This window comes from Microcoleus sp. B9-D4 (assembly GCF_036705105.1).
Taxonomy (GTDB): domain Bacteria; phylum Cyanobacteriota; class Cyanobacteriia; order Cyanobacteriales; family Microcoleaceae; genus Microcoleus.
In genome coordinates this window covers 38,091-58,938 of sequence record NZ_JAUBTS010000015.1, presented here as the reverse complement: position 1 = coordinate 58,938, position 20,848 = coordinate 38,091, and the positions used below count along the sequence as shown (strand labels likewise).

General features: G+C 46.2%; 15 protein-coding genes. 13 read left to right on the top strand and 2 right to left on the bottom strand.

All coding sequences use genetic code 11. From position 1 onward, the window contains the following. Positions 1-92 precede the first annotated feature (92 nt). The 6 genes from QUB24_RS11930 to QUB24_RS11905 all read left to right on the top strand — a co-directional run bounded on the left by QUB24_RS11930 (position 93) and on the right by QUB24_RS11905 (position 8,138). A complete protein-coding gene (locus tag QUB24_RS11930; RefSeq protein ID WP_333153368.1) occupies positions 93-542 on the top strand; it encodes a hypothetical protein in 450 nt (149 codons plus the stop codon). Positions 543-1,012: 470 nt separating this feature from the next. Then, a complete protein-coding gene (locus QUB24_RS11925) occupies positions 1,013-1,885 on the top strand; it encodes a hypothetical protein (protein ID WP_333143249.1) in 873 nt (290 codons plus the stop codon). Between the two features lie 5 nt (positions 1,886-1,890). Next, entirely contained in the window at positions 1,891-4,005 is a 2,115-nt protein-coding gene (locus tag QUB24_RS11920; RefSeq protein ID WP_333153367.1) for a hypothetical protein, read from the top strand. A 162-nt stretch (positions 4,006-4,167) separates the two neighbouring features. Then, positions 4,168-5,301, top strand: coding sequence for a patatin-like phospholipase family protein (locus QUB24_RS11915; protein ID WP_333153366.1), 1,134 nt, complete (start codon positions 4,168-4,170; stop codon positions 5,299-5,301). Positions 5,302-5,566: 265 nt separating this feature from the next. Continuing rightward, the gene (locus QUB24_RS11910; RefSeq protein ID WP_333153365.1) at positions 5,567-7,234 is read left to right on the top strand and encodes an ABC transporter ATP-binding protein; all 1,668 of its coding nucleotides are present in this window, start codon (positions 5,567-5,569) and stop codon (positions 7,232-7,234) included. Between the two features lie 43 nt (positions 7,235-7,277). Next, positions 7,278-8,138: a class I SAM-dependent methyltransferase gene (locus QUB24_RS11905; RefSeq protein ID WP_333153364.1), complete on the top strand. Its 861-nt coding sequence runs from the start codon at positions 7,278-7,280 to the stop codon at positions 8,136-8,138. Positions 8,139-8,353: 215 nt separating this feature from the next. Here QUB24_RS11905 and QUB24_RS11900 read toward each other — a convergent pair whose 3' ends face one another. Then, positions 8,354-8,551 carry a hypothetical protein gene (locus QUB24_RS11900; RefSeq protein WP_333153363.1) on the bottom strand — a complete coding sequence of 66 codons (198 nt, stop codon included), beginning with the start codon at positions 8,549-8,551 and terminating at the stop codon, positions 8,354-8,356. Between the two features lie 540 nt (positions 8,552-9,091). Between QUB24_RS11900 and QUB24_RS11895 the strand changes: the two genes are divergently transcribed. The 3 genes from QUB24_RS11895 (at position 9,092) to rodA (ending at position 11,623) form a co-directional block, all read left to right on the top strand. Continuing rightward, positions 9,092-9,643 carry a tetratricopeptide repeat protein gene (locus QUB24_RS11895; protein WP_333153362.1) on the top strand — a complete coding sequence of 184 codons (552 nt, stop codon included), beginning with the start codon at positions 9,092-9,094 and terminating at the stop codon, positions 9,641-9,643. Positions 9,644-9,753: 110 nt separating this feature from the next. Further along, the gene (locus QUB24_RS11890; protein WP_190661613.1) at positions 9,754-10,101 is read left to right on the top strand and encodes a VOC family protein; all 348 of its coding nucleotides are present in this window, start codon (positions 9,754-9,756) and stop codon (positions 10,099-10,101) included. 262 nt (positions 10,102-10,363) lie between these two features. After that, positions 10,364-11,623, top strand: coding sequence for a rod shape-determining protein RodA (gene rodA, locus QUB24_RS11885; RefSeq protein WP_333153361.1), 1,260 nt, complete (start codon positions 10,364-10,366; stop codon positions 11,621-11,623). A gap of 406 nt (positions 11,624-12,029) precedes the next feature. Here rodA and QUB24_RS11880 read toward each other — a convergent pair whose 3' ends face one another. Next, positions 12,030-13,394: a proton extrusion protein PcxA gene (locus QUB24_RS11880; RefSeq protein ID WP_333153360.1), complete on the bottom strand. Its 1,365-nt coding sequence runs from the start codon at positions 13,392-13,394 to the stop codon at positions 12,030-12,032. A 52-nt stretch (positions 13,395-13,446) separates the two neighbouring features. On the opposite strand from QUB24_RS11880, the gene QUB24_RS11875 reads away from it, so the two are divergent. The 4 genes from QUB24_RS11875 to QUB24_RS11860 all read left to right on the top strand — a co-directional run. Then, the gene (locus tag QUB24_RS11875) at positions 13,447-15,657 is read left to right on the top strand and encodes a recombinase family protein (protein WP_333153359.1); all 2,211 of its coding nucleotides are present in this window, start codon (positions 13,447-13,449) and stop codon (positions 15,655-15,657) included. 86 nt (positions 15,658-15,743) lie between these two features. Further along, the gene (locus QUB24_RS11870; RefSeq protein ID WP_333153358.1) at positions 15,744-16,847 is read left to right on the top strand and encodes a transposase; all 1,104 of its coding nucleotides are present in this window, start codon (positions 15,744-15,746) and stop codon (positions 16,845-16,847) included. Positions 16,848-17,306: 459 nt separating this feature from the next. Further along, positions 17,307-20,600 carry an Ig-like domain-containing protein gene (locus QUB24_RS11865; protein ID WP_333153357.1) on the top strand — a complete coding sequence of 1,098 codons (3,294 nt, stop codon included), beginning with the start codon at positions 17,307-17,309 and terminating at the stop codon, positions 20,598-20,600. Between the two features lie 34 nt (positions 20,601-20,634). Beyond that, positions 20,635-20,848, top strand: a 214-nt coding sequence (locus QUB24_RS11860) for a hypothetical protein (RefSeq protein ID WP_333153356.1), incomplete at its 3' end; no start/stop codon positions are given.

The following is a 20,848-nucleotide window of genomic DNA, read 5'->3' as shown; positions in this document are numbered from 1 at the left end:
CCTCTGGATTCGTCTTATAGGCGTAGAGACAAAAATACAACTTCGTCTCGCCTCAAATCAGAAAATCAACAAGTAACACCATCATGAATTCAATGAAAAAAACTATGCGATTGGCCAAGTTTTTGGCATTTGCTCTGTCAGTTTTGATCTTCTGTTTTCCTACAGCAGCAATGGCAGATACTTGCTCTTCTCCTGAAAATCCTGTAATTCCGCAGCCATTGAGACAGATTAAAATTGATAACGGAAGTTTCAATGTTGATACAAATATAAGATGCCTGAAAGAATCAAAAAGAATTGACACTGCTGTAGTTTCCTTAGAGCCTTCTACTGCAACTGGAATAATTGACAAGATTGAAATTACTGGTACTGGGGGAAAACGTGAGTTTGGTTGTATGCCTAGCAAAGTTCAGCAAGGTACTAACCTAATTGAATTATGCGGTGGACCAGCGATCTTAGAAGCTGGAGATGTCAGATATCAGGCACAAGGAAGTGGTTTTGGAACAGAACCCGCGATCTTAAGCATTAACTTCAAATCTAACTAAGGGTAATCAAAAAGATAACACTCATTAGTTGGGATAAAAGAGTTGATATAGCTGTCCTTTCAAACACACATAGCTAAATATTATTCAATATATAACTATTTGTGTTTAAATTTTATGCGATTTTTGCTCATACCAATTTTTTATGAGGCTGCATAGAATCCGATCCCCCCTAACCCCCCTTAATAAGGGGGGGACAAGAGGGTGGTCAAAGTCCCCCTCCCGCGGGGGATGCGAGGGGGATCGAAATATATAGCAATCCTAAATCATTCTCATAATTATTGTAGGGGCAATCCCCCCGTGGTTGCCCGATAGATAGGGGGTAGGCACGGGGAGTAGGGGTAGCACTACCCCTACAAATTTATCTGAATCATTTAGGATTGCTATATGCAACAACCTATCAAATTGGTATCAGCTAATAAAGTTAACCATAAAAGCCGCAATATAACTACTGAAAATAACTCATTTAATCCATGATAAACATTCAAAAAAGCCCTAGGGGCAAAATATTCAATTCTGACTTAGCTTTTATCGCATTCTGTTTTTTAATAGCTTTATTTGGATTGGGTTATACTCTGACAATATTGCCAGAAATCGCACAATCTCAGTTAGTCAATCCAAATAGAATCTGTATTACTGGCGGTTGGAAATTTGGCTTAATTGTCACGCACATTCTCACTTTTGCGCTGATTCCGCTAGCAATGAGAATTTTTTACGACGGTTTAAAAAATTTGGGATTGGGGTTCAAAGTGATTTTTGCTTCCCAACTAGGTCTAGCTTTTATTATGGTAGCGATCGCCGCTGAAATTGGCTGGCACGTTACCCAATGCTGGTATTATCAAAACGATTTCACCATGCTGAATTTTATGTTCTACTTTTTCTTGATTTCAGCATTTGTATTGTGGTCAGATGGCCTGGTTATCAAGACAACTGCCCTCACGAGATTAGTTAACATTTTGTTCGCCATCAGTTTGTTGGTTATATCAATTTTATACCCTTTAGGTTATAAAGCTGATAACCCTAGCTTTAAAGTGCCAATTTATATTGCACTTACTATAGTTTTTGGAGTCTTGACCTACCGAGGTTATCAGCTTCTCAAAGATTGGAAGATTATTCTAGTCCCAATTTTTTCAGTAGGAGTCAACTTAACTTTTGTATTTCTTCTCGACAAATATGGAGGCGATCCCTATACCAACCCCCAAGTCGCTTTAAATGCTTTATTTCATATTCTCCATGACTTAGGTGGAACAGAAGCAGGAGTTGCTATCTTCACTTGGTTAGTTTACAGCAAAGGCATTGCTGAATTCAGTCACGCAAATCAAGAAAAATTAGCAATAGAAAATTAGCAAATATGGTTATATCAATAGCTGATTCCTTGCCGATTAACAACATTTTGTTCATGATTTATCCCCTTGGACATCTCGGTATAGCTCTGATTGAATGGGTATTACTAGGTTGGGGGATTCTGCTGTGGCGGCTATCACCCAGCTTAGCGATGATTGTTTTACCTTTATTGCTAGCCAGCCTTAGCTATGACAATTTCATTCTGTCCATAGGAAATTTAATTGGTGAAGGAGAGCTTTTAGAAATTCTCAGTAGGGTTCGCTTTCTCTTGCACGACTTAATTGTGCCGCTGTTCATTGTAATTGGTGTTGAACTTGCTCACCGTGCTGGAGCAGCTTGGGCGACTACAATAGTGCGAGTTTTATCTTGGGTAGTTGCATTCGGACTCGCGGGGATAGATATTACCACCAACTACATAGGATTGGAGTTGGAGCCAAGGTTTTTTGCGGAAATTTTGCGTTATAGCCCTGCTAACTTAACTGGCCCACCAATTATTACCATTGTAGTTAATTTGTTCATGCTACTGATTGGTATCGGTATCTGGGTCAGGCTGAAATGGTCGTGGTTATTTGTAGGAACATTTATTGCCCTACTTGGTAATGCTATGCCTTCATCTACAGTAGGTACACTCCCTAGTAGCGCATCTGAATTAGTAATGGCTCTAAGTTTGCTGTTAACAGAGCATAAAGTACAGATAAGCGGCAAAAAACTAGCTCGAAACCTACAACAAGAGAAGATATTTATGGCAAACAAAAATCCAGATACAGCTTTTGAGTGGGAGCATATTATCCCCAAAGATGGCTACAAAATATATCAGTCAGGGAGTCACATTAAAGGAAATTTTATCCAAGTTTTCGCTCCTGATGATCCTTACCGGGATGGGGAAGGAAAACTGAGGTTAATTACTTACTTGCACGGCTTTGCTTTGTGCCTGCCAAAATTCTATCAATCTCATTTAGAAGAATTGGCTAAGCAAGGCTATTATGTAGTTTTTCCTGATTTTCAAAACAGCCGCTATCCCGACGATATAACAACAAACAAAGGCAGTGAAGAAAAAGAACCCTTATCTTTTTGGTTGAACATTTTGAGTAAAGTAGTTTCAAAATGGGATAAATTCAAGATAGAGGATACTTTACTGCAATATCGGCGAAAGAAGATTGGCCCGGTTGTCCGCAAGCTCCTCAAACCTACCCTGTTCAAGTACCTTCGCCTTTCCTTAGCCTTGGTCGTACTATTTTTAGTAATCAAATTGTTCAAAAACCGCTATGGAAAGAATCTGAAGCAGCTTATTTACACTGTTGACCTCAGTCTTTTGCACAGCCCAGTGGAATGGATTCAACAAGCTATCGGCCTAACTGATGCAGCTTGGAAAAAATTAGGTCAAGATAATCCCAGTCTTGCTCAATCGGAGTTTGATTTTTATGTATTTGGTCATTCTTTGGGAGGATTATTAGCCATGAGTTGGCCTCTCTATATCGAGGAAAATCAACAAAAGTTTTTACCCAAACAGATTCTTACTGCCGCTCCAGCCCCAAGTACGGAAATGGGCATTCCTCAGATAGCCATCTGGATTTTAAAAATGTTCAATTCTCCGTTTACTGCCAAACCAATAAACATCCGTCAAATTGGCAGTAGGTTAATTCTACCCATTGGAATTTTGCATGGAGAAGATGACAAAATTGTGAAGCCTGGTTTTTGGATTGACCGCGCATTTGGGCAAAAAACATCTAATTTTGATTGCATCGCTAGTCACACGAAGAAAATTTACTTTTCGCTGTCTAATAAGGAGTCGAATCCTCCGTTAATTGCCTTTCACAACCAGGCCGTAACCGACACCACCTATTTTGATGATGCGTTATTTGCCAAGCTAGGTGGAGTCAAGAAACAGCCAAATATTTATAATAGCCAATATATTTGGCGGGGGTTCGATCTGGTCGTGACAAACCAAGCCGATGTTAACGAGTTACTCGATAAATTCAACCAGCCAGGAAGTTTGATCGAAGTAACAGATACTTTGCCCGAAAAATCTATTGATTTTACCAAGATAGCGATCGCTCTGTTAGTTGGGCTGACTTTTTTGGGGTTAGGATATTGGTTCTGGCAATATTACACACCTGTGTAATCTCAACCCATTCTCGGATCTCTAAAAATTCAGATATTCACCAGGGCGATCGTCTGAAAATGTAAAAATGAAAAATGACAGCTAAGATTTCGTTCTCAATTCCAATCCTAACTAAAGGTTAGGCACTGTTCACTTAACAATTAACCGATCGGGGAGGATACCATGACATTCAAAATTCTCAGCTTAGATGGTGGCGGCATCCGGGGAGTATTATCTGCTACAATTCTCAAGCAGGTAGAGACAACCATACAAGAAAAGACAGGTCAGAAATTGCATGAATATTTTGACTTGATTTCTGGCACATCCACTGGCTCAATTCTGGCGGCGGCGATTACCTGTCAGATGAATGTTCAGCAAATGATTGATTTCTACTTAGAAGAGAGAAAAAATATATTCCTACCGTCGGTTCGTGAGGCTCGAAAATGGAGAAAAGTAAGTCAAGCTATCGGCAGTAATTTGTTATACCCCCACGAACAGGGAGAGCAGGGTTTAGCTAAAATATTGCAGAAAAAATTGATTCACCCGGAGTTGGGCTCTCCGAAAATGAGCGAGCTCGATCGACCCTATATTCTGATACCTGCTTATGACGTTTATTCCCGAAACACAACGTGGTTTACGAATAACCCGGCCGATGCAAAAACGTGGTACGACAACATTGAACTCTGGAAAATCTGCACTGCCTCAGCATCAGCACCCACGTTTTTCCCCCCTTACAACCTCCCCTATAACGAGGAGCAAAGTCTTCCCCATATCGATGGCGGTGTCTCAGCCAATAACCCGGCGTTAGTGGCGATCGCCCACGCTTTGTTGATTGAAAAACAAAACCAATTACAATTGAGCGATATTGCTGTCCTCTCCATTGGCACTGGCAATACAACTCGTCCCTACAGCTATGAAGAAATCAATGGGTGGGGACAGTTGGGCTGGGCTGAAAACCTACCGGATATGTTCATGAATCCTGCTGCCCAAAATTCTGAAGCTATCTGTTACCAAATCATGGAAAGTACAGGGGGGGATTATCTGCGTTTGGATTTCGATCTAAACCAGCGCTTCCAAGGAGAACAACAGCCCGGTCGTCTGCGACCCACGCTGACCAAGCGAGAAAAGCCCTACAACGAATACATTAAAACACAGAAGAATCAGTCTAAAAAAATCAGCGAAGAGATCGACAATCCTGACAATTGTGAAGAACTGAAAGATGCGGCTGAATGCTATCTCGATTGTGGAGAAGTTTACTATAAGAACCACAAGGTTCCAGTTGTAGAGGCAATTCAACAGTTTATCAAGTTGGATTAGCATTGCTGCTTTAACCACCAACAGCATCTCACTTTGGCAGCCCAGCTAGAAATCTAAGTTGTGAGGCAGGAGGCAGGAGGCAAGAGGCAGAAGGAAGGAGCCAGAAGAAGTGTTTTTACAAATATGAGATGCTCCCTTAACCACCTTCCCCTACTTGCCGAACCTCTGCTCTTTAAAACAGCCCCTGCTTAATAAGAAGGCTATCCAAATTAAAACTGCCAAAGTAAAAGTATAAATCGTGCCTGTAGACAAACTCTCATAACTCATGGAACTTATTTGGTTCTTTAAAACCCTCAACAAATACATTGCCTCCTACAAATGGCAATTCATTTTACTCTTTACCTGCCTAATATTCGACGCAGCATTTGATTCAGTCTTCCGAGCCAGCTTAAAATTTATCATCGATGCCGCCATCGTTCCCCAAAACTATAGTCTTCTGGTTCTAATCCTGTCATTGCTAGTTGTCGGAGCAATTCTATATGCCTGCATCGGCTTGCTAGGAATTTTCCTAGGAGCGCGTTTGGGCATTTTAATCACCAACAATATCCGACACTCTCTATTCGAGCATCTCCAAAGCCTTTCAATGGAGTTTTTTGGACGGCGTTCAGCCGGGGATATTGTCAATTGTCTCATCGCCGATGTCCAAAAGGTGGAAAATGGTGTAATTACAATGGGGCTGACAGTCGTTGTTTTAGAACTGTCTAACTTCCTATTTTCTCTGGTTTTCCTCTTCTTCCTCAACTGGCAATTAGCCCTGCTCAGTTTAATCGGTTTAACCCTCTGTACCATTGCCCCAGCAAAAATTGCCAGCCTTGCCACCGAAGTCGGCTATAAGTTGCTGCAAAAAGAAGGACAGATTGCCAGCGTCGTCGAAGAGAATATCCTCTCGCAAACCGTTGTCAAGATATTCGGGCTGGAAAACCAAATGAGTAAGGATTTTTCCAGGGATTTGAATGACTTAAAACAGGTTTATGTCCGGGCAACCTTTCTCTCCTACTTAGTGCAGAAAGTTCCCATGATTGGTTTTGTCATGACGCAGCTTATCGTTTTAAGTATTGGTGCAGTGATGACCTACAGGAATATAATTTCTGTAGGAACTCTTACCTCTTTTCAAGTTTTAATGGTAGGTTTGAATCTCAATATTCTTGGTTTAACTTCGTCAATACCTGCATTTATTGATGGAGTGGCCGGGCTGCAACGCATCAGCGATATCTTATCAGAAACTCCGGCGATTCAGGATGCACCGGGTGCGATTGATTTACCTCACTTTTCCAGTGATATTAACTTTGACGATGTTACCTTTAGCTACTCCCAAGATAGAGGAGGAGTTAAAAATCTATCCCTGAAGATTCGCCAAGGAGACTTCGCGGTATTTGTCGGTCAAAGTGGAGCAGGCAAAAGTACAATTGTCAACTTGCTGACGCGGTTTTATGACCCAGATAAAGGACGCATTCTGTTTGATGGAGTTGATTTACGTCATGCAACAGTAAGCTCCCTCCGTTCTCAAATTGGACTGGTTTCTCAGGATGTAATTCTCTTTAATTGCTCGGTGCGAGAAAACATCCGCATGGGCTATCTAGAAGCCACTGACGAACAAGTCGAAGCCGCAGCCAAAGCCGCCGAGATTCACAAATTTATTTTGTCCTTACCCCAAGGCTACGACACACCCGTTGGTGACAGGGGCGGAGAGTTATCAGGAGGACAACGGCAAAGAATTGCCTTAGCTAGAGCCTTGGTAAGAAATCCAGCCATTCTGATTCTGGATGAAGCCACATCCGCCCTCGACCCCGCCACAGAAGCCGAAATCCTCGCCACCATCGAGCGCATCACCAAAGAACGCACGGTGATTTTGATTACCCACCGCATGGCCCATGCCTTGCGTGCGGATGTCATGTACGTGCTGGAAAACGGCAGCTTGGTTGTTAGCGGTTGACACACAGATTTGACCTGTACTGAACATTTTGGAGTTAAAAATTATGACCAGCACAAATGATTACAAATGGCTAATTCCCTCTTCTCATAACCTTGGCTCGAAATCTCTTGAAGAAGAGAAAGAGATGTGGGATAAAAGCCACGAAGATTATACCAACACCGCTTTCAGCATCACCCAAGACCCCAAAATCTGCAAAAACTTAATCCGTCCAGAGCGTTCTCCCGGCTATGATATTCCCAATTCCCCTGACATCAAAGTCCTAATTCCCGGTTGTGGCTCGGAAATTTATCTTCAGAAGACCTTACTAGAATTTTGCCCCCAAATTGGACAAATCTACTGTACCGATTTTTCCAAAACAGCGATTGAAAAAGCACAAGCAGACTGGAAAAAAGCAGATGGAGATTCTCGACTCAACAATCAGCAAATCGTGTTTGAGCAAGTAGACTCCACGCGAATCACCGAACAAAAACCGGAGTGGAACGATAAATTTGATTACGTCCTCCTTGTAAATTCTGTGGTTTCCAGTGAGGATAAAACCAACCGCGAGATGATTCGGGAATTTGGGAAAATTCTCAAGCCAGGTGGCAAGATATACGGATATTTTCCAACCACCTTATGCTTCTTAGAAATTGCCTATTTCAGTCGCAAACACGCTCACTGCATCACAGAGGGATACATCGATGTCTACGGCAATAAAGTTTGGGATGCTGAGTGGCAAGATCCCCAAATTTATTACACTCCCTTGCGGTTAAATCGCATCTTTAAAGAAGCGGGATTAAAACAACTCAGTTTGGAGATGCAGTTTTTGGACTATGAGCCTTTTGTTTCGATGTTTAAAGAGATGATCGATCATGACGACCCGGATATTTTTCTCTGGCATCTTCTAGTTCGTTATGAAAAATAGGACTTAGGCATTTGGGCGAAGCATCTCGCTTGATGCTTCGTTTCCCTCAGCATGACACATAGGCTTTGCGTAATTAGGGACACGGCATTGCCGTGTCCTTCTTCGTGTCAACAACTAGGTTAAACCCGCAGTCCGGCAAGGGTTGAAACCCCTGCCTCAAAGCTAAAGTCCTCGCTATGAGGACTGAAAAACTCATTAGTCCTCTTCAGAGGACTTTAGCTATTAGACAGGGAATTCATTCCCTGGCGGTCTGGCGGACTGGCGACTGTCAGCGGTGAGTTGTGGTTGAGGTCAAACTCTAGAATCGGGAAATTAACAGAGGCGAGAAGTACGATCGCCCTTTTGAAGAGAAATGTATCGAAATAGAAACGCGATCGCAAATTTATTTGTTCTACCCTCCGATAACTCCCCACCTCCCGATGGTTTCCCAACTACGCTTCAACTATCAAAGTAATGTTGTCAAGTCTCGCGACGCGAACCACGTCACCCGGTTTCAAAGTTATTTTTCGTTAGCGAAGCCCTCAAAGACGATCGCACTTCGCCTGCCACCAACTGTTTTGGAAACGAACACCACCGCATTCTTGAGGGCGAATTTGTTCATCCCCGATCGCTGTTTCAACATCGTTAATAGACATAGCTGCTTGCTCCTGAATATAAACTCGACTTGATTTGTGCGGATGTCAGAAGCTTGTCTGTCAACTTCTTCTCCACACTCAACCGTGTCACTTCTGATTATTATTTGAGCGGTTTATACAGTATTTTAGGGATTTATTATCGGAGCTTAAACGAGATAAATCAAGCCATAGAATGCCATTAAATATCAGAAATAAAAGCCACTAAATCTTTGCCTATTATAGCGAAAAACTGCGAAAATGAAAACGGCAAACAAGCAAATCTGGAATTTGGGAAAGTTAACGCTGCAATTAATATAGATAGGTTTTTGTCAAATAGAAATGCGCGAATTAGAATCAGCTATGGAGATATTTGTCAAGCTTAAAAATTCGCGGGACGAAATCGGGATTAATAGCTATTCGATCAATGTCGGGTTAGCTTTCCTCAACTCGTGTATCGGAGCCAAAAAAGAGGCGGAAGAGCTCGCCGAAAAACTTTATGTCGATCGGGAAAACAGTCAGTTGGTGGGTACGGGATACAAATTAGTTTTTCTCGCCGCCACCTATCAAAACCTGCCAGAGACAGAGAAAGCTTTGAGCTTGTACCGCCAAGCGATCGCGATCGCCGACCAAAACCAGTACAGCAGCATCAAAGCCAAAGCTCTCAGCGGTATAGCAGCGCTGTACCGAGAACCGGGAGAATTTGACCAAGCCCTGCAGCACCATCCAGAAGCAATAGAAATACTCGATCGAGCCAGCGCTAAATTAGACCGAGCCGAAGCTTGCTATCAACTAGCACTGACAGAACAAAAAATTGGTAACATCGAGAAAACGAAGAAAATTTTGACCGCGCCCTTCAACTGTTCAGCGAAATGGACGCTAGCAAACAAGTAGAAAAAGTACAGTTAGCCCCGACAAAAAAACCGAAAAAATACCTAATTAATCCAGCAACAAATCAGAAAATAGATACAATAAATGAAAGAACAACCATAAACTTTGTAGATATGAAACTAAAACGATTGGGACACGTAGCCGTCTGCGTGCAAGACATAGAGAAGTCTGCAGAATTCTACCGCAACTTGGGTATGGAGTTAGTCTGGAAAGATGCAGACTGGGCTTATTTGAAAGCAGGAGAGGACGGATTGGCGCTGTTGAGTCCGAGTTACGACCAAGCAGGGCCGCATTTTGGGTTTGTATTTGACGATCGTACCGAAATGGAATCCGCCTACGAACAACTCAAAGCCGATGGTGTTTCCGTCACCCACATTCACGAACACCGCGACGGTACTGCATCTTTTTACGGCAGAGATCCAGATGGGAACGGCTTCGAGTACCTTTACGAACCGGCCTGACTATTTTCGGACTTGCCGATCGCGGCGATCGGGCTAAATCCGCGTAAGGTGCGCGGTCTGGCGCACCTTACAGATTAGTGTGTCCGCGCACTCAATGCCCGTTGCGGACGGCCCGGAACCTCCCTAAAACTCGCCGAATAAAGTTACATACTTACACCGACGCTTCTAAAGTAACGTGCAGGCTGTGAATCCGAAATATATCCACAACTTCCGAAAATCGGCTCCATAATCTAAAATCTAAAATCTAAAATCTAAAATCCTCATGTTGCAGAGAATACAAGTCAGAAACCGCTGGAAATCAATCTTCAAACCCTGGGAAGAAGCAGACCCTTGGCTGTTTGGCGCTTGCATCGCCCTCACCATCTTCGGGGGAGTCATGATCCGCAGCGTCGAAATCAACCAGGGGCTGATCGACTGGTGGCGGCACTGGGTAACTGGGGCAGTCGGTTTGTTCCTCGCCATCATCATTTCCCGCTGCCGTTACCAAACACTGATTGAGTGGAAATGGCCGATTTACATATTAATCAATTTGTCCCTGATCGCAGTGCGGTTTATCGGTACTACAGGGCTCGGTGCCCAGCGGTGGATCAACATCGGCGGCTTTTACCTGCAACCGTCAGAATTTGCGAAAGTAGGCATGATTATCACTTTAGCAGCTCTCCTACACGACAAGACTGTCCCCACGGTGGGTAATATGTTGAGGATGCTGGCGATTATGGCTGTACCCTGGGGATTGATCTTTGCCGAACCAAATTTAGGTACTTCCTTGGTGTTCGGCGCGATCACAATGGGGATGTTTTACTGGGGTAATGTCAATCCCGGCTGGCTAATATTGCTATTCTCTCCTCTCATCTCAGTTCTCCTCAATAACCTGTCTACACCGATTTGGGTAGCCTGGGTAGTTGTTGCAGGTATTATCGCTTGGCGAACCCTGCCTTGGCCCTGGTTGGGGACTTTCGGTGCTGTGTTGGTGAACGTTGTTTCTGGACAAGTCGGACAGCTTTTTTGGAATGTACTCAAGGATTATCAAAAAATGCGTCTGACAGGGTTTTTAAACCCAGAGAAAGATCCTTTAGGCAGCGGATATCACTTGATTCAATCTCGGATTGCTATTGGGGCAGGGGAACTGAAAGGCAGGGGTTTGTTTCAGGGAACGCAAACTCAGCTTAACTTTATTCCCGAACAGCATACAGACTTTATCTTTTCAGCTATTGGCGAAGAATTGGGGTTTATTGGCTGCATTTGTGTGCTGTTTGTGTTCTGGTTAATTTGTTTCCGGTTGGTGACGATCGCTCAAACTGCTAACGATAATTTTGGTTCTTTGCTGGCGATCGGCGTACTCTCAATGTTAATTTTTCAGGTGTTCGTGAATATTGGGATGAACATTGGCTTGGCTCCGGTTACGGGCATTCCACTGCCTTTCCTAAGTTACGGGAATGCGTCGCTGCTGAGTAATTTTCTCGGCCTGGGACTGGTGGAGGCTGTAGCAAGCCAGCGACAGCGCAAGAAGCGTTGGAATTAGGTCATTGGTAATTGGTAATGAGTTTTGGGAATGCGATCGCCCTTTTGATTTCTTTCGAGAAATTCTGCGGGCGATCGCCTTTTTTTTCGATGGGCCAAGGCCCATCTGAATTTTACGCTTCCTGAGCCGTGCCTTGATGACAGTCAACTTTGATAAAATTCTTGTGGGGTGCGCGCCAGAACCCGCCCAAAAATAAAATTTAGAGGCCCCACATCTTCAGTAGATCAACTTAATTCAAGCACTCCTGACGCAAAAAATAAATGGTTTTATGCGCTATGAGTAAGCCACTCTCTGTGCAGTGGACGCCCTACTGAGGACGTTATTAATGGCTGAAACCCTTGCTATTATTACATCTTTTCTTCCTTCCTTCTTCCTTATTCCTTATTCCTTCTTCCTTCGCCCCTGATTACTCGTTCATATTCTTGTACGTAGCAACAGCCGAAGGCGAACTCCGGTTTAAATAACGGAATATCCAATACTTAAATACCGTATCCAAGATCACTGGAAACGTTGCAATGAACAAAAATATGAACTGCCTATTTTCTGGTAGTCCCAAATGCCTCGATAAACCTTCAAGAATTACTTCCCAACCATGAGGCGAGTGGAATCCGACAAACACATCCGTAAACAAAATAATTACGAAAGCTTTCGCACTGTCGCTGAGGCCGTAAATCACATCGTCCATGAAAGACTTTAAAATCTCAATCTCTTTCTTGTTAGTGACGATAATCGCTGCAAAGGCAATGCAGGACATCAAATCGGCAAAAATATTTTTAATAGCTCCACCACTTTCAGCGCGGTATTCCTCCGCTAGCTCAACTGCTTTCTCGGCAATCTTCTTTTCCGTTTCCTCTAAAGAAAGCGACGGAGCAATGCCTATTAACCTTTCAAATTTGAGGTGTTGCTCAAATCTCTCCAGTTCTTGGAATGCTTCTTCTTCCAGGTTAACATTTATGAAAAGTGGAGCATTTTCTTTGCCCCTAAAATGGTCTACTACCGGGCCGACTAAAAAGTTTTTGGAAATTTGATTCGTCAACAGCGGAACTAAAATCAAAAGCAAAATAAATCTCAGAGAAATAATTGTTTTTACTTTGGAATTGCGAAAATTCTTAACTACTTCTTTTTCCGCTTCCGGGTCTAAATCTTTAGTAATTCGATTCAAAGTTCCCAGAAGCGATCGCGGTAATAAATTCACTTCTTCATAGTTAGTATCAACCTCACCATCGTGAATTTTAACAGAATTAACTGAACCTTTATTTTGATCAGGTGGAGAGCTGCTATTTTTTGTAGATTTTGGCTGCACATTTACTGAACTGACAACCGGAACAATTGCCGTCGATCTACTAGTATTAATATACTTGTCGATGACTCCATCAATAAACTCTAGCTTCTCAAATATAAGGGAGGCTCTATCTTTATTGTTGAGATGTAATCCGTGCTGGTGATGATCCGCGCTGTGCCCCGTTTTCGGTTTGGCCCCCACTCGCTCCGGCAGTTCCAAAAAAGAACGGCTAGCATTAAACTCAACCATTCGGGTTTGGATAACCTTGAGGTATTTTTGCAGTTCGGATTTAAAGTAAGACAGGGTGCTTTGTCCGTAATCTCCCGATCGCTCAGAGATTCCTTGACCGCCAAAATGCTCGTCTTCGATCGCCTTAATTGCTAACGCAGCATCGTAGGCCTGTTCTAGGGCCCTCTCAGGCGTTTCTCGATACCATTGGTGAAGGCTGTAGAGATATTTTACAATCCTGTGCCACGGAGAAGTATTCATAGCTAAAGCTTGTTAGTTGGCTGCAGACATTATTGATTAAAGTATTCATGGTATGGTAACAAATTTACATAAATTGGGAACTGCCACCGAGGATTCAATTTGGATTGTCGGATCTGCCCGCAGCGGTAAAACCACTCGTTTAGTCGAGCAGTTCTGCATTTGGAGCAAAACTGTCAAGCCTTTGCCCACAAAAGTTTCAGGGCGATCGAGTTCGGGGCGGCGCCGGGCTGGACAAACTGCCCCAGCAATTTTAGTCTTAGCAGCTAACGGAGACAACCGGCTAGAATTGGCCGATCGCATCGCCGTTGCTACCGAAGGAAAATATACCTTTCACTCCACAACGCCCTTCGGTTTTTTTGAGCAGGAAGTATTGTTATTTTGGCCCCTGCTAGTTCAGTCGCTGGATGTGAGAGCTCAATTTCCCCTACGGCTGCAACCTGAAACAGAACTGGAACTTGCCGCGAGACTCTGGCGTCGCGAACTAGACGAAGGCATTTTGCAAAAAACAGGGGTAAGTCCAAACCGAATGGTGCGTCGAACACTAGACTTATTACAACTTGCTGCTGTCAGCGGTACACCGAGAGAAGAGATTCCCAGCATTCTGGAACAGGGATTTGCGGCTGACGGCGGCTCGACAAACCTGTGGACTAGCATGGGAGAGTTGCTGGAAAGGTGGCGGGAATGGTGCTTGACGCGGGGGCTCCTGACTTACGGGATTGTTTGCGAACTCTACTGGCGCTATTTGTTGCCGGATGTCAGTTACCAGCAGCATTTGGCCTCTAGATATCAAGCTGTGATCGCGGACGATGTTGACGATTATCCGGCGATAAGTCGCCATTTGTTCGATCGAATGCTCGACTTCGGTGCAGCGGGGGCTTTCTCCTACAATCCAGAGGGAGGAGTGCGTTTGGGCTTGGGAGCTGACACGGAATACCTAGCCCGACTCGAAAGCCGCTGTCAAAGTGTGGAAAATTTGGACGCAAAAGCGGGTTTAGCCGCAGAGATTGGAGAGTTAGCGGTAAGTTTAGCAGTTAATTCTGAGGGTTTTTATCCTTTAGGCTTGAGTTTGCCCGGTAAAGTTCGATCGCTCCAAACCACTTCCCGCGCTCAACTGCTGCGAGAAACCGCCGAAATCATCGTCGATGCGGTGAAGTCACAAGCCGTGGAACCGCAGGAAATCGCCGTAATTGCCCCTGGGATGGATGCGATCGCCCGTTACAGTTTAACGGAAATTCTCGCGCGAGATGGTATCGCCGCCGTATCTCTCAACGATCAGCGTCCCCTCTCGACTACCCCAGAGATTCGAGCTTTACTCACTTTGTTAGCCTTAGTTTATCCGGGACTCGGCCGTTTAGTCGATCGAGACGGCGCAGCCGAAATGCTGGTAGTGTTGGGCAGCCAGAAACACCGTTCATTGGAAACAGAAGATTCCAACTCGACGTTCAATCTAAAATCTCAAATTCACAATCAAAAATCGATCGACCAAGTGAGAGCAGGTTTAATCGCCGATCACTGTTTTTGTCCAGATATCGATCGACCTCAATTGCTGCCAATTACAGCCTTTCCCCGGTGGGACAGAGTGGGACACCGAGCAGCCAGGGCCTACGAGCACATTGTCGAGTGGATCGAACAACAGCGATCGCAACAGCAGGAGCGGCTGTTGCCGAGTCCAATTGCCCTACTCGATCGAGCCATCCAGAAATTTCTCATGAACGACAGATACCTGCCCTACGATCGGCTAGCAGCCCTGCGCGAGTTAATGGAAACTGCCACCCACTACTGGGAAATCAACGGGCGAATGCAGCGCGTAGAACCAACAAACGGCGGCGACTCAGAAACGATCGCCCGGTTCATCCAGTTGTTGCGCCAAGGAACCGTCACCGCCAACCCCTTTCCAGTGCGTCCAGAAGGCCCAGCAGCCAGAGCCGTCACCCTCGCCAACATCTTCCAGTACCGCAGCAGCCGCCGCGGCCACAAATGGCACTTTTGGCTGGATGCCGGCTCGCCCCTGTGGCTGAGCGGCGGTGCGGCGACATTGTTTGGCGCTCCCTTATTTTTGCGATCGCAACTGGGGCGTCCCTGGGAAACCGAAGAGGAAACGGCGGCCGACCAACAGCGACTGCGGCGAATTCTGCTAGATTTGTTAAGTCGCTGTTCCCTGCTTTACCTTTGCCACAGCGAACTATCCGTCAGTGGACAAGAACAAACCGGGCCGCTTCTGCCCCTAATTAACAGCTCTGTTTCTTGTCAGCAGTCAGCATAACATTCGCTTCAGCAGGCAAGAGCAAGACTTAATTACCAAATAGTTCGCTAAACTTATCCATACTTAATCGCCCTTGAGGAAGTTCTATGTTTGCCGTTAAACGAGCGCTAAAATTGAATAACAACAAAGCGACTTTGATGGCAAGACACGCAGGATTCCGGCGTGTAGTATTTAATTTTGGATTAAGCCTGCGAACTCAAATGTATAGTGAGGGGAACTTTACCGACAAGAAGGTAATCAACGAAGTCAAAAAAGTTCTTACCAACTACGTCAAGAAAAAGCCTGAATTCGGCTGGATGAACCAGTTGTCTAGTCGAGTTTACCAAAATGCGTTGATCGATCTAAAAGATGCGTTTAGTCGGTATCGATCTGGGAAAGCAGGTCATCCAAGATTCGCTAGTCGCCGAGACGGTCAATCTTTTACAGTCGATTCGTCTAACGGAAAAGTTCTACTAAGCGCTGGCAACACCATAAAGATTCCTACCTTGGGAACTTTTCGGCTCTACGAAGCCCTAGAAAGCGATTACGTGTCTCAAACTTTTACGATTTCAAAAGAAGGAAGTCGTTGGTTTATTTCCTTCTGTGTTGACGCCGAACGTTTACCAGTTCAACAGTCTCAGGCATCCGTGGGAATCGATGTAGGCATTAAATATGCGGCCACACTGTCAAATCAGCAGATATTTGATGCACCAAAGCCGTTAATAGCCAGTGCGAAAACCAAACTTGCTACCTTGCAGCGCCAAGCATCAAAACAGGTAAAAGGCTCCCAAAACCAACGCAAAACCTATAATAAGATCAGCAGACTCCACGCGCGGATAGCTTGCATTCGCCTAGATTTTATTCACAAGTTAACAACTTATTTAGCCAAAAATTTCAAGCGAATTTTGATTGAAGACTTGAATATAAAAGGCATGATGGCGAATCACAAGTTAGCTGGGGCAATATCAGATATAGGATTTTACGAATTCAAACGCCAACTTGATTACAAGTGCAAAATGTATGGAGCAACTTTAGTGCTGGTAGATCAATGGTTCCCTAGCTCTAAAACCTGTTCTAAGTGTGGCCATAAAAAAGATATGCCACTAAGCGTTCGGACTTTTGACTGTCATGCTTGTGGCATATCTTTAGATCGTGATTTGAATGCGAGTTTAAATATTTTAAACTGGGAACCCAAGGCTATTGGGGGATAGCCTACTTATCTTGGGATTAGCCGTCTACCCAACAGCGTAGGAAGTGAACTCGGATTGTGTCTAAAAACGATTTTAGACAAGTTTAGGTAAGTTTTACAAAGCAGGCACATCTGTATTCAGCATTCGACATTCGGAAAGAAAAAATTATGACAGCGAGGATTTTTATTTTTTCTGATTCTGGATAAATAAACCGGGCTGACTCCAAGCCCGACTTCTAGGTTCTCTCGAACTGGCGCGATATTAAAGTATACCCAACATAGGCATCAAAACGTGCAATCATTAATATTTTGATATCAAAAGATGCCCGGCTTAAAAAATATCTATAGCCGTGGCAGTTTTGATTTAGTATGTTAGAAATGATGGGGTTATTAATCAATTTTAAGCCAGATTTGTGGCAACAAACTGATACTAATCAGTTCTTAAAGTTAATCGGGATCGTCGTTTAAAGGAGCCAAAATAATGCCAAGTGCAGTGCCATTAGTAATTATACCACCTCCAACACCAACACCAGAACCAGAACCAGAGACGCCAACACCAGAGACGCCAACACCAGAGACGCCAACACCAGAGACGCCAACACCAACTCCGACTCCGACTCCGACACCAACACCACCTCCCTCCGGGGACGACACCTTTGGTGGCATAGATGACACAGTGGGCGGAGGCCAAGGTACCTCGCCTGCAGTCATCGGCGGCGTAGTCCGCGGCACAGAAAGCAACGACTCCTTAGCTGGCAGTCCCGGCCCAGACGTGATTTCCGGGCTGCAAGGCAACGACACCTTGCAAGGAGTCGGAGGCGACGATTTACTATTTGGCAACGACGATGACGACGTGCTGTTCGGCAATGAGGGCAACGACGTTCTCGACGGTGGTTCAGGACTCGATACCCTGTACGGAGGCAAAGGCAACGACTGCCTCGACGGGGCAAATAACCCTGACCTGCTGTATGGCAATGACGCCAACGACACGGTAATCGGAGGCGAAGGCAGAGACACGGCTTACGGCGGAAAAGGCAGCGACAGCTTGCGTGGGGGTGCTGGCGACGATAGCTTTTTGGGCGATCGAGGCGACGACATCGTGTGGGGCGACCAAGGCAACGACTCGCTCTTCGGTGGCGAGGGCGAAGACTTGCTATTTGGCAACGAAGGAGGCGACTGGCTATACGGAAACGCCGGCGGGGACACATTTTTTTCCGGCGACGGCGACGACATCGTATTCGGCGGCGACGGTGATGACATCGTGGACGGCGGTGCTGGCAATGACGTTCTTTGGGGCGAAGCAGGCAAAGACATAATGGCAGGAGGCGAAGGCAGAGATGTCTTCGTCATCGGTGCCTTCAGTTCCCCCAGTGGCAGCAGCAGCGACGGCACTAACGCGGCATTTATCACCACAGGCGGCCCCGACATCGCCGATGCCGACATTTTCACAGACTTTCGCCAAGGCGAAGATTTAATCGGGTTAACCGGCGACCTCAAGTTTGAAGATTTGGTAATCTTCCAAAGCACTGAGACCAAAGCCGGCAGTACGATTATTCGCAACGGCGTCAGCGGCGACTTTCTAGCAGTATTACCCGGAGTAGACAGCAGAACCCTAGGGCGAAGCTCATTTGTAATTGCCCCCACAGTTCCCGGCAGCGCCACTCCGCTTCCCCTACCGACGCCGACACCAACGCCGACACCGACGCCGACACCGACGCCGACACCAACGCCGACACCAACGCCGACACCGACGCCGACAGGAAGTCCGACACCGACGCCGACACCAACGCCGACAGAGCCGGTGCCGACGTTCCCGACGCCGACAACAGGAAGTCCGACGCCGACAGGAAGTCCGACGCCGACAGGAAGTCCGACGCCGACGTTCCCGACGCCCATCTTGAACCAACCTCCAAGAGCAGTTAACGACAACTTCACCACGGTTGCGGGTCAAGAACTCAGTTTCAACGTTCTGTTGAACGACACTGACGAGGAACAAAGCGCTCTGACTGTCACGACTTTTACTCCAACAGCCAAGGGGAGCCTGAGCCCCGTGGGCGGTGGCGTATTCAAATACACCCCGAATCCCGGCTTCTTGGGTACTGACAGCTTCAGCTACTCGATCGCAGACGGCAGCGGCGCCACAAGTAAGGCGGTAGTAACCATCAACGTCAGTAGCCCGCCCCAGCTAATAATTAACGACGGTGTGGTGGTTGCCAAAAGTAATCCTATCCAGACAATCACTGCCGCCGATTTGTTAGTCACAGATCCCGACAACAGCCCCTTGGAAATCGTTTACACGATTACTAAAGCCCCCGATGCTACCAGAGGTTTTGTCCAAAGGGGTAGCACGTTTCTCAACGTCGGCGGCAAATTCAGCCAAGACGATATCAACAACAACATCGTCAAATACAACTTGCTGGCAGCAGGTGGGAGCGACACTTTCACGTTTACAGCCTCCGACGGATCTGCAACTATCGGGCCGGCATCCTTCAGCATCACGGTGGTAGATAATATTGTCGATCGCAGCGCACTCCCGGCCAGCAGCTTTACAGGCAGCAACCTCAGCGACTTCATCCTCGGCGGGGCCGGCGACGATACCCTCTCTGGGGGCGACGGCAACGACCTGATCGATGGTAATGGCGGCAACGACATCCAATTCGGTGAAGCAGGCAACGACTCGGTGGTGGGTGCGATCGGCAATGACATCCTCGACGGCGGACTGGGCAACGACACCGTTGACGGCCAAGACGGCATAGACTCGCTGATCGGCGGACTGGGCAACGACCTGATGTTCGGCGGCAATGACAATGACAACCTCTTGGGCGGTGACAACAACGACACAATTGACGGCGGAACAGGCAATGACTCGATGTTGGGAGAATCCGGCGACGACTCGATACTTGGTGGCGCTGGGATCGACACCTTACTTGGTGGCATTGGCGATGACTCCCTCGACGGCGGTGCAGGCGACGACATCCTCGACGGTGGACTGGGCAGAAACTTGCTCGACGGCGGTATCAATAACGATTCCATCTTGGGCGGCGGCAACGATGACACGATTTTGGGTGGAGGAGGCAACGACACGGGACTCGGAGGTTCGGGCAATGACTACGTGTTGGGCGAGGCCGGCACCGATTCCCTCGACGGCCAAGCGGGCGACGACACTCTCGACGGCGGTGCCGGCAGCGACTGTCTCAGCGGCGCCTTCGGCAATGACTTGGTATTGGGCGGCGATGACAACGACTCGCTTTCCGGCGGTGCAGGCAATGACATTTTGGGTGGCGGTGCCGGTTCTGACTTGCTCACGGGCGATGCTGGCAATGATTTCTTCTACTACGAAACTCCCAGCGAAGGTGTGGACGTGATAGCTGACTTTAACGCTAACGGCAGCGAGACCGACAGATTTTTGTTCAGATCGTCAAATTTCGCAGGTTTAACAAACTCAGGAACTACTCTCGATTTCACCAGTTTTATCGTCAGGAATATCGGGTCTAGCGGCGACGACATCAGCAAGCAATCAGTCATTTTGTTTGAATCTAAATTTGATAACGCTCAAGCAGTAAATGCAGTGTTGAAGAATCAAAAGGGTTCGAGCAAAACGGGAGCTTTCTTCGTTTACCTGAACAATACTTTTAACAAGTACGTTCTCGGCTTTGACCCGAATGTGGCAGATGACAGTCTCCCAGCTTTCGATTTGGGAGTGTTGAATTCTATTCCTACAGTGCCGGGAGCGCTCAGCACCGTCATTACTGCATCTGACTTTAAGTTTATTTAGTAGTTTTTGAGTAGCGTCGCAAGGAGTCGGAACAATGCCAAGTGCAGTACCACTAATTTTTCTCGAAGGGCGGCTACCCGATGAGAACGGGGATAGTTTGGATAGCGGTACGGTGCCGCAGCCTACGCCGTCGTCGGGAACGGAGCCGATGATGACGGGGACTTCCACAGGGATGACGGGGACTTCCACAGGGATGACGGGGACTTCCACAGGGATGACGGGGACTTCCACAGGGATGACGGGGACTT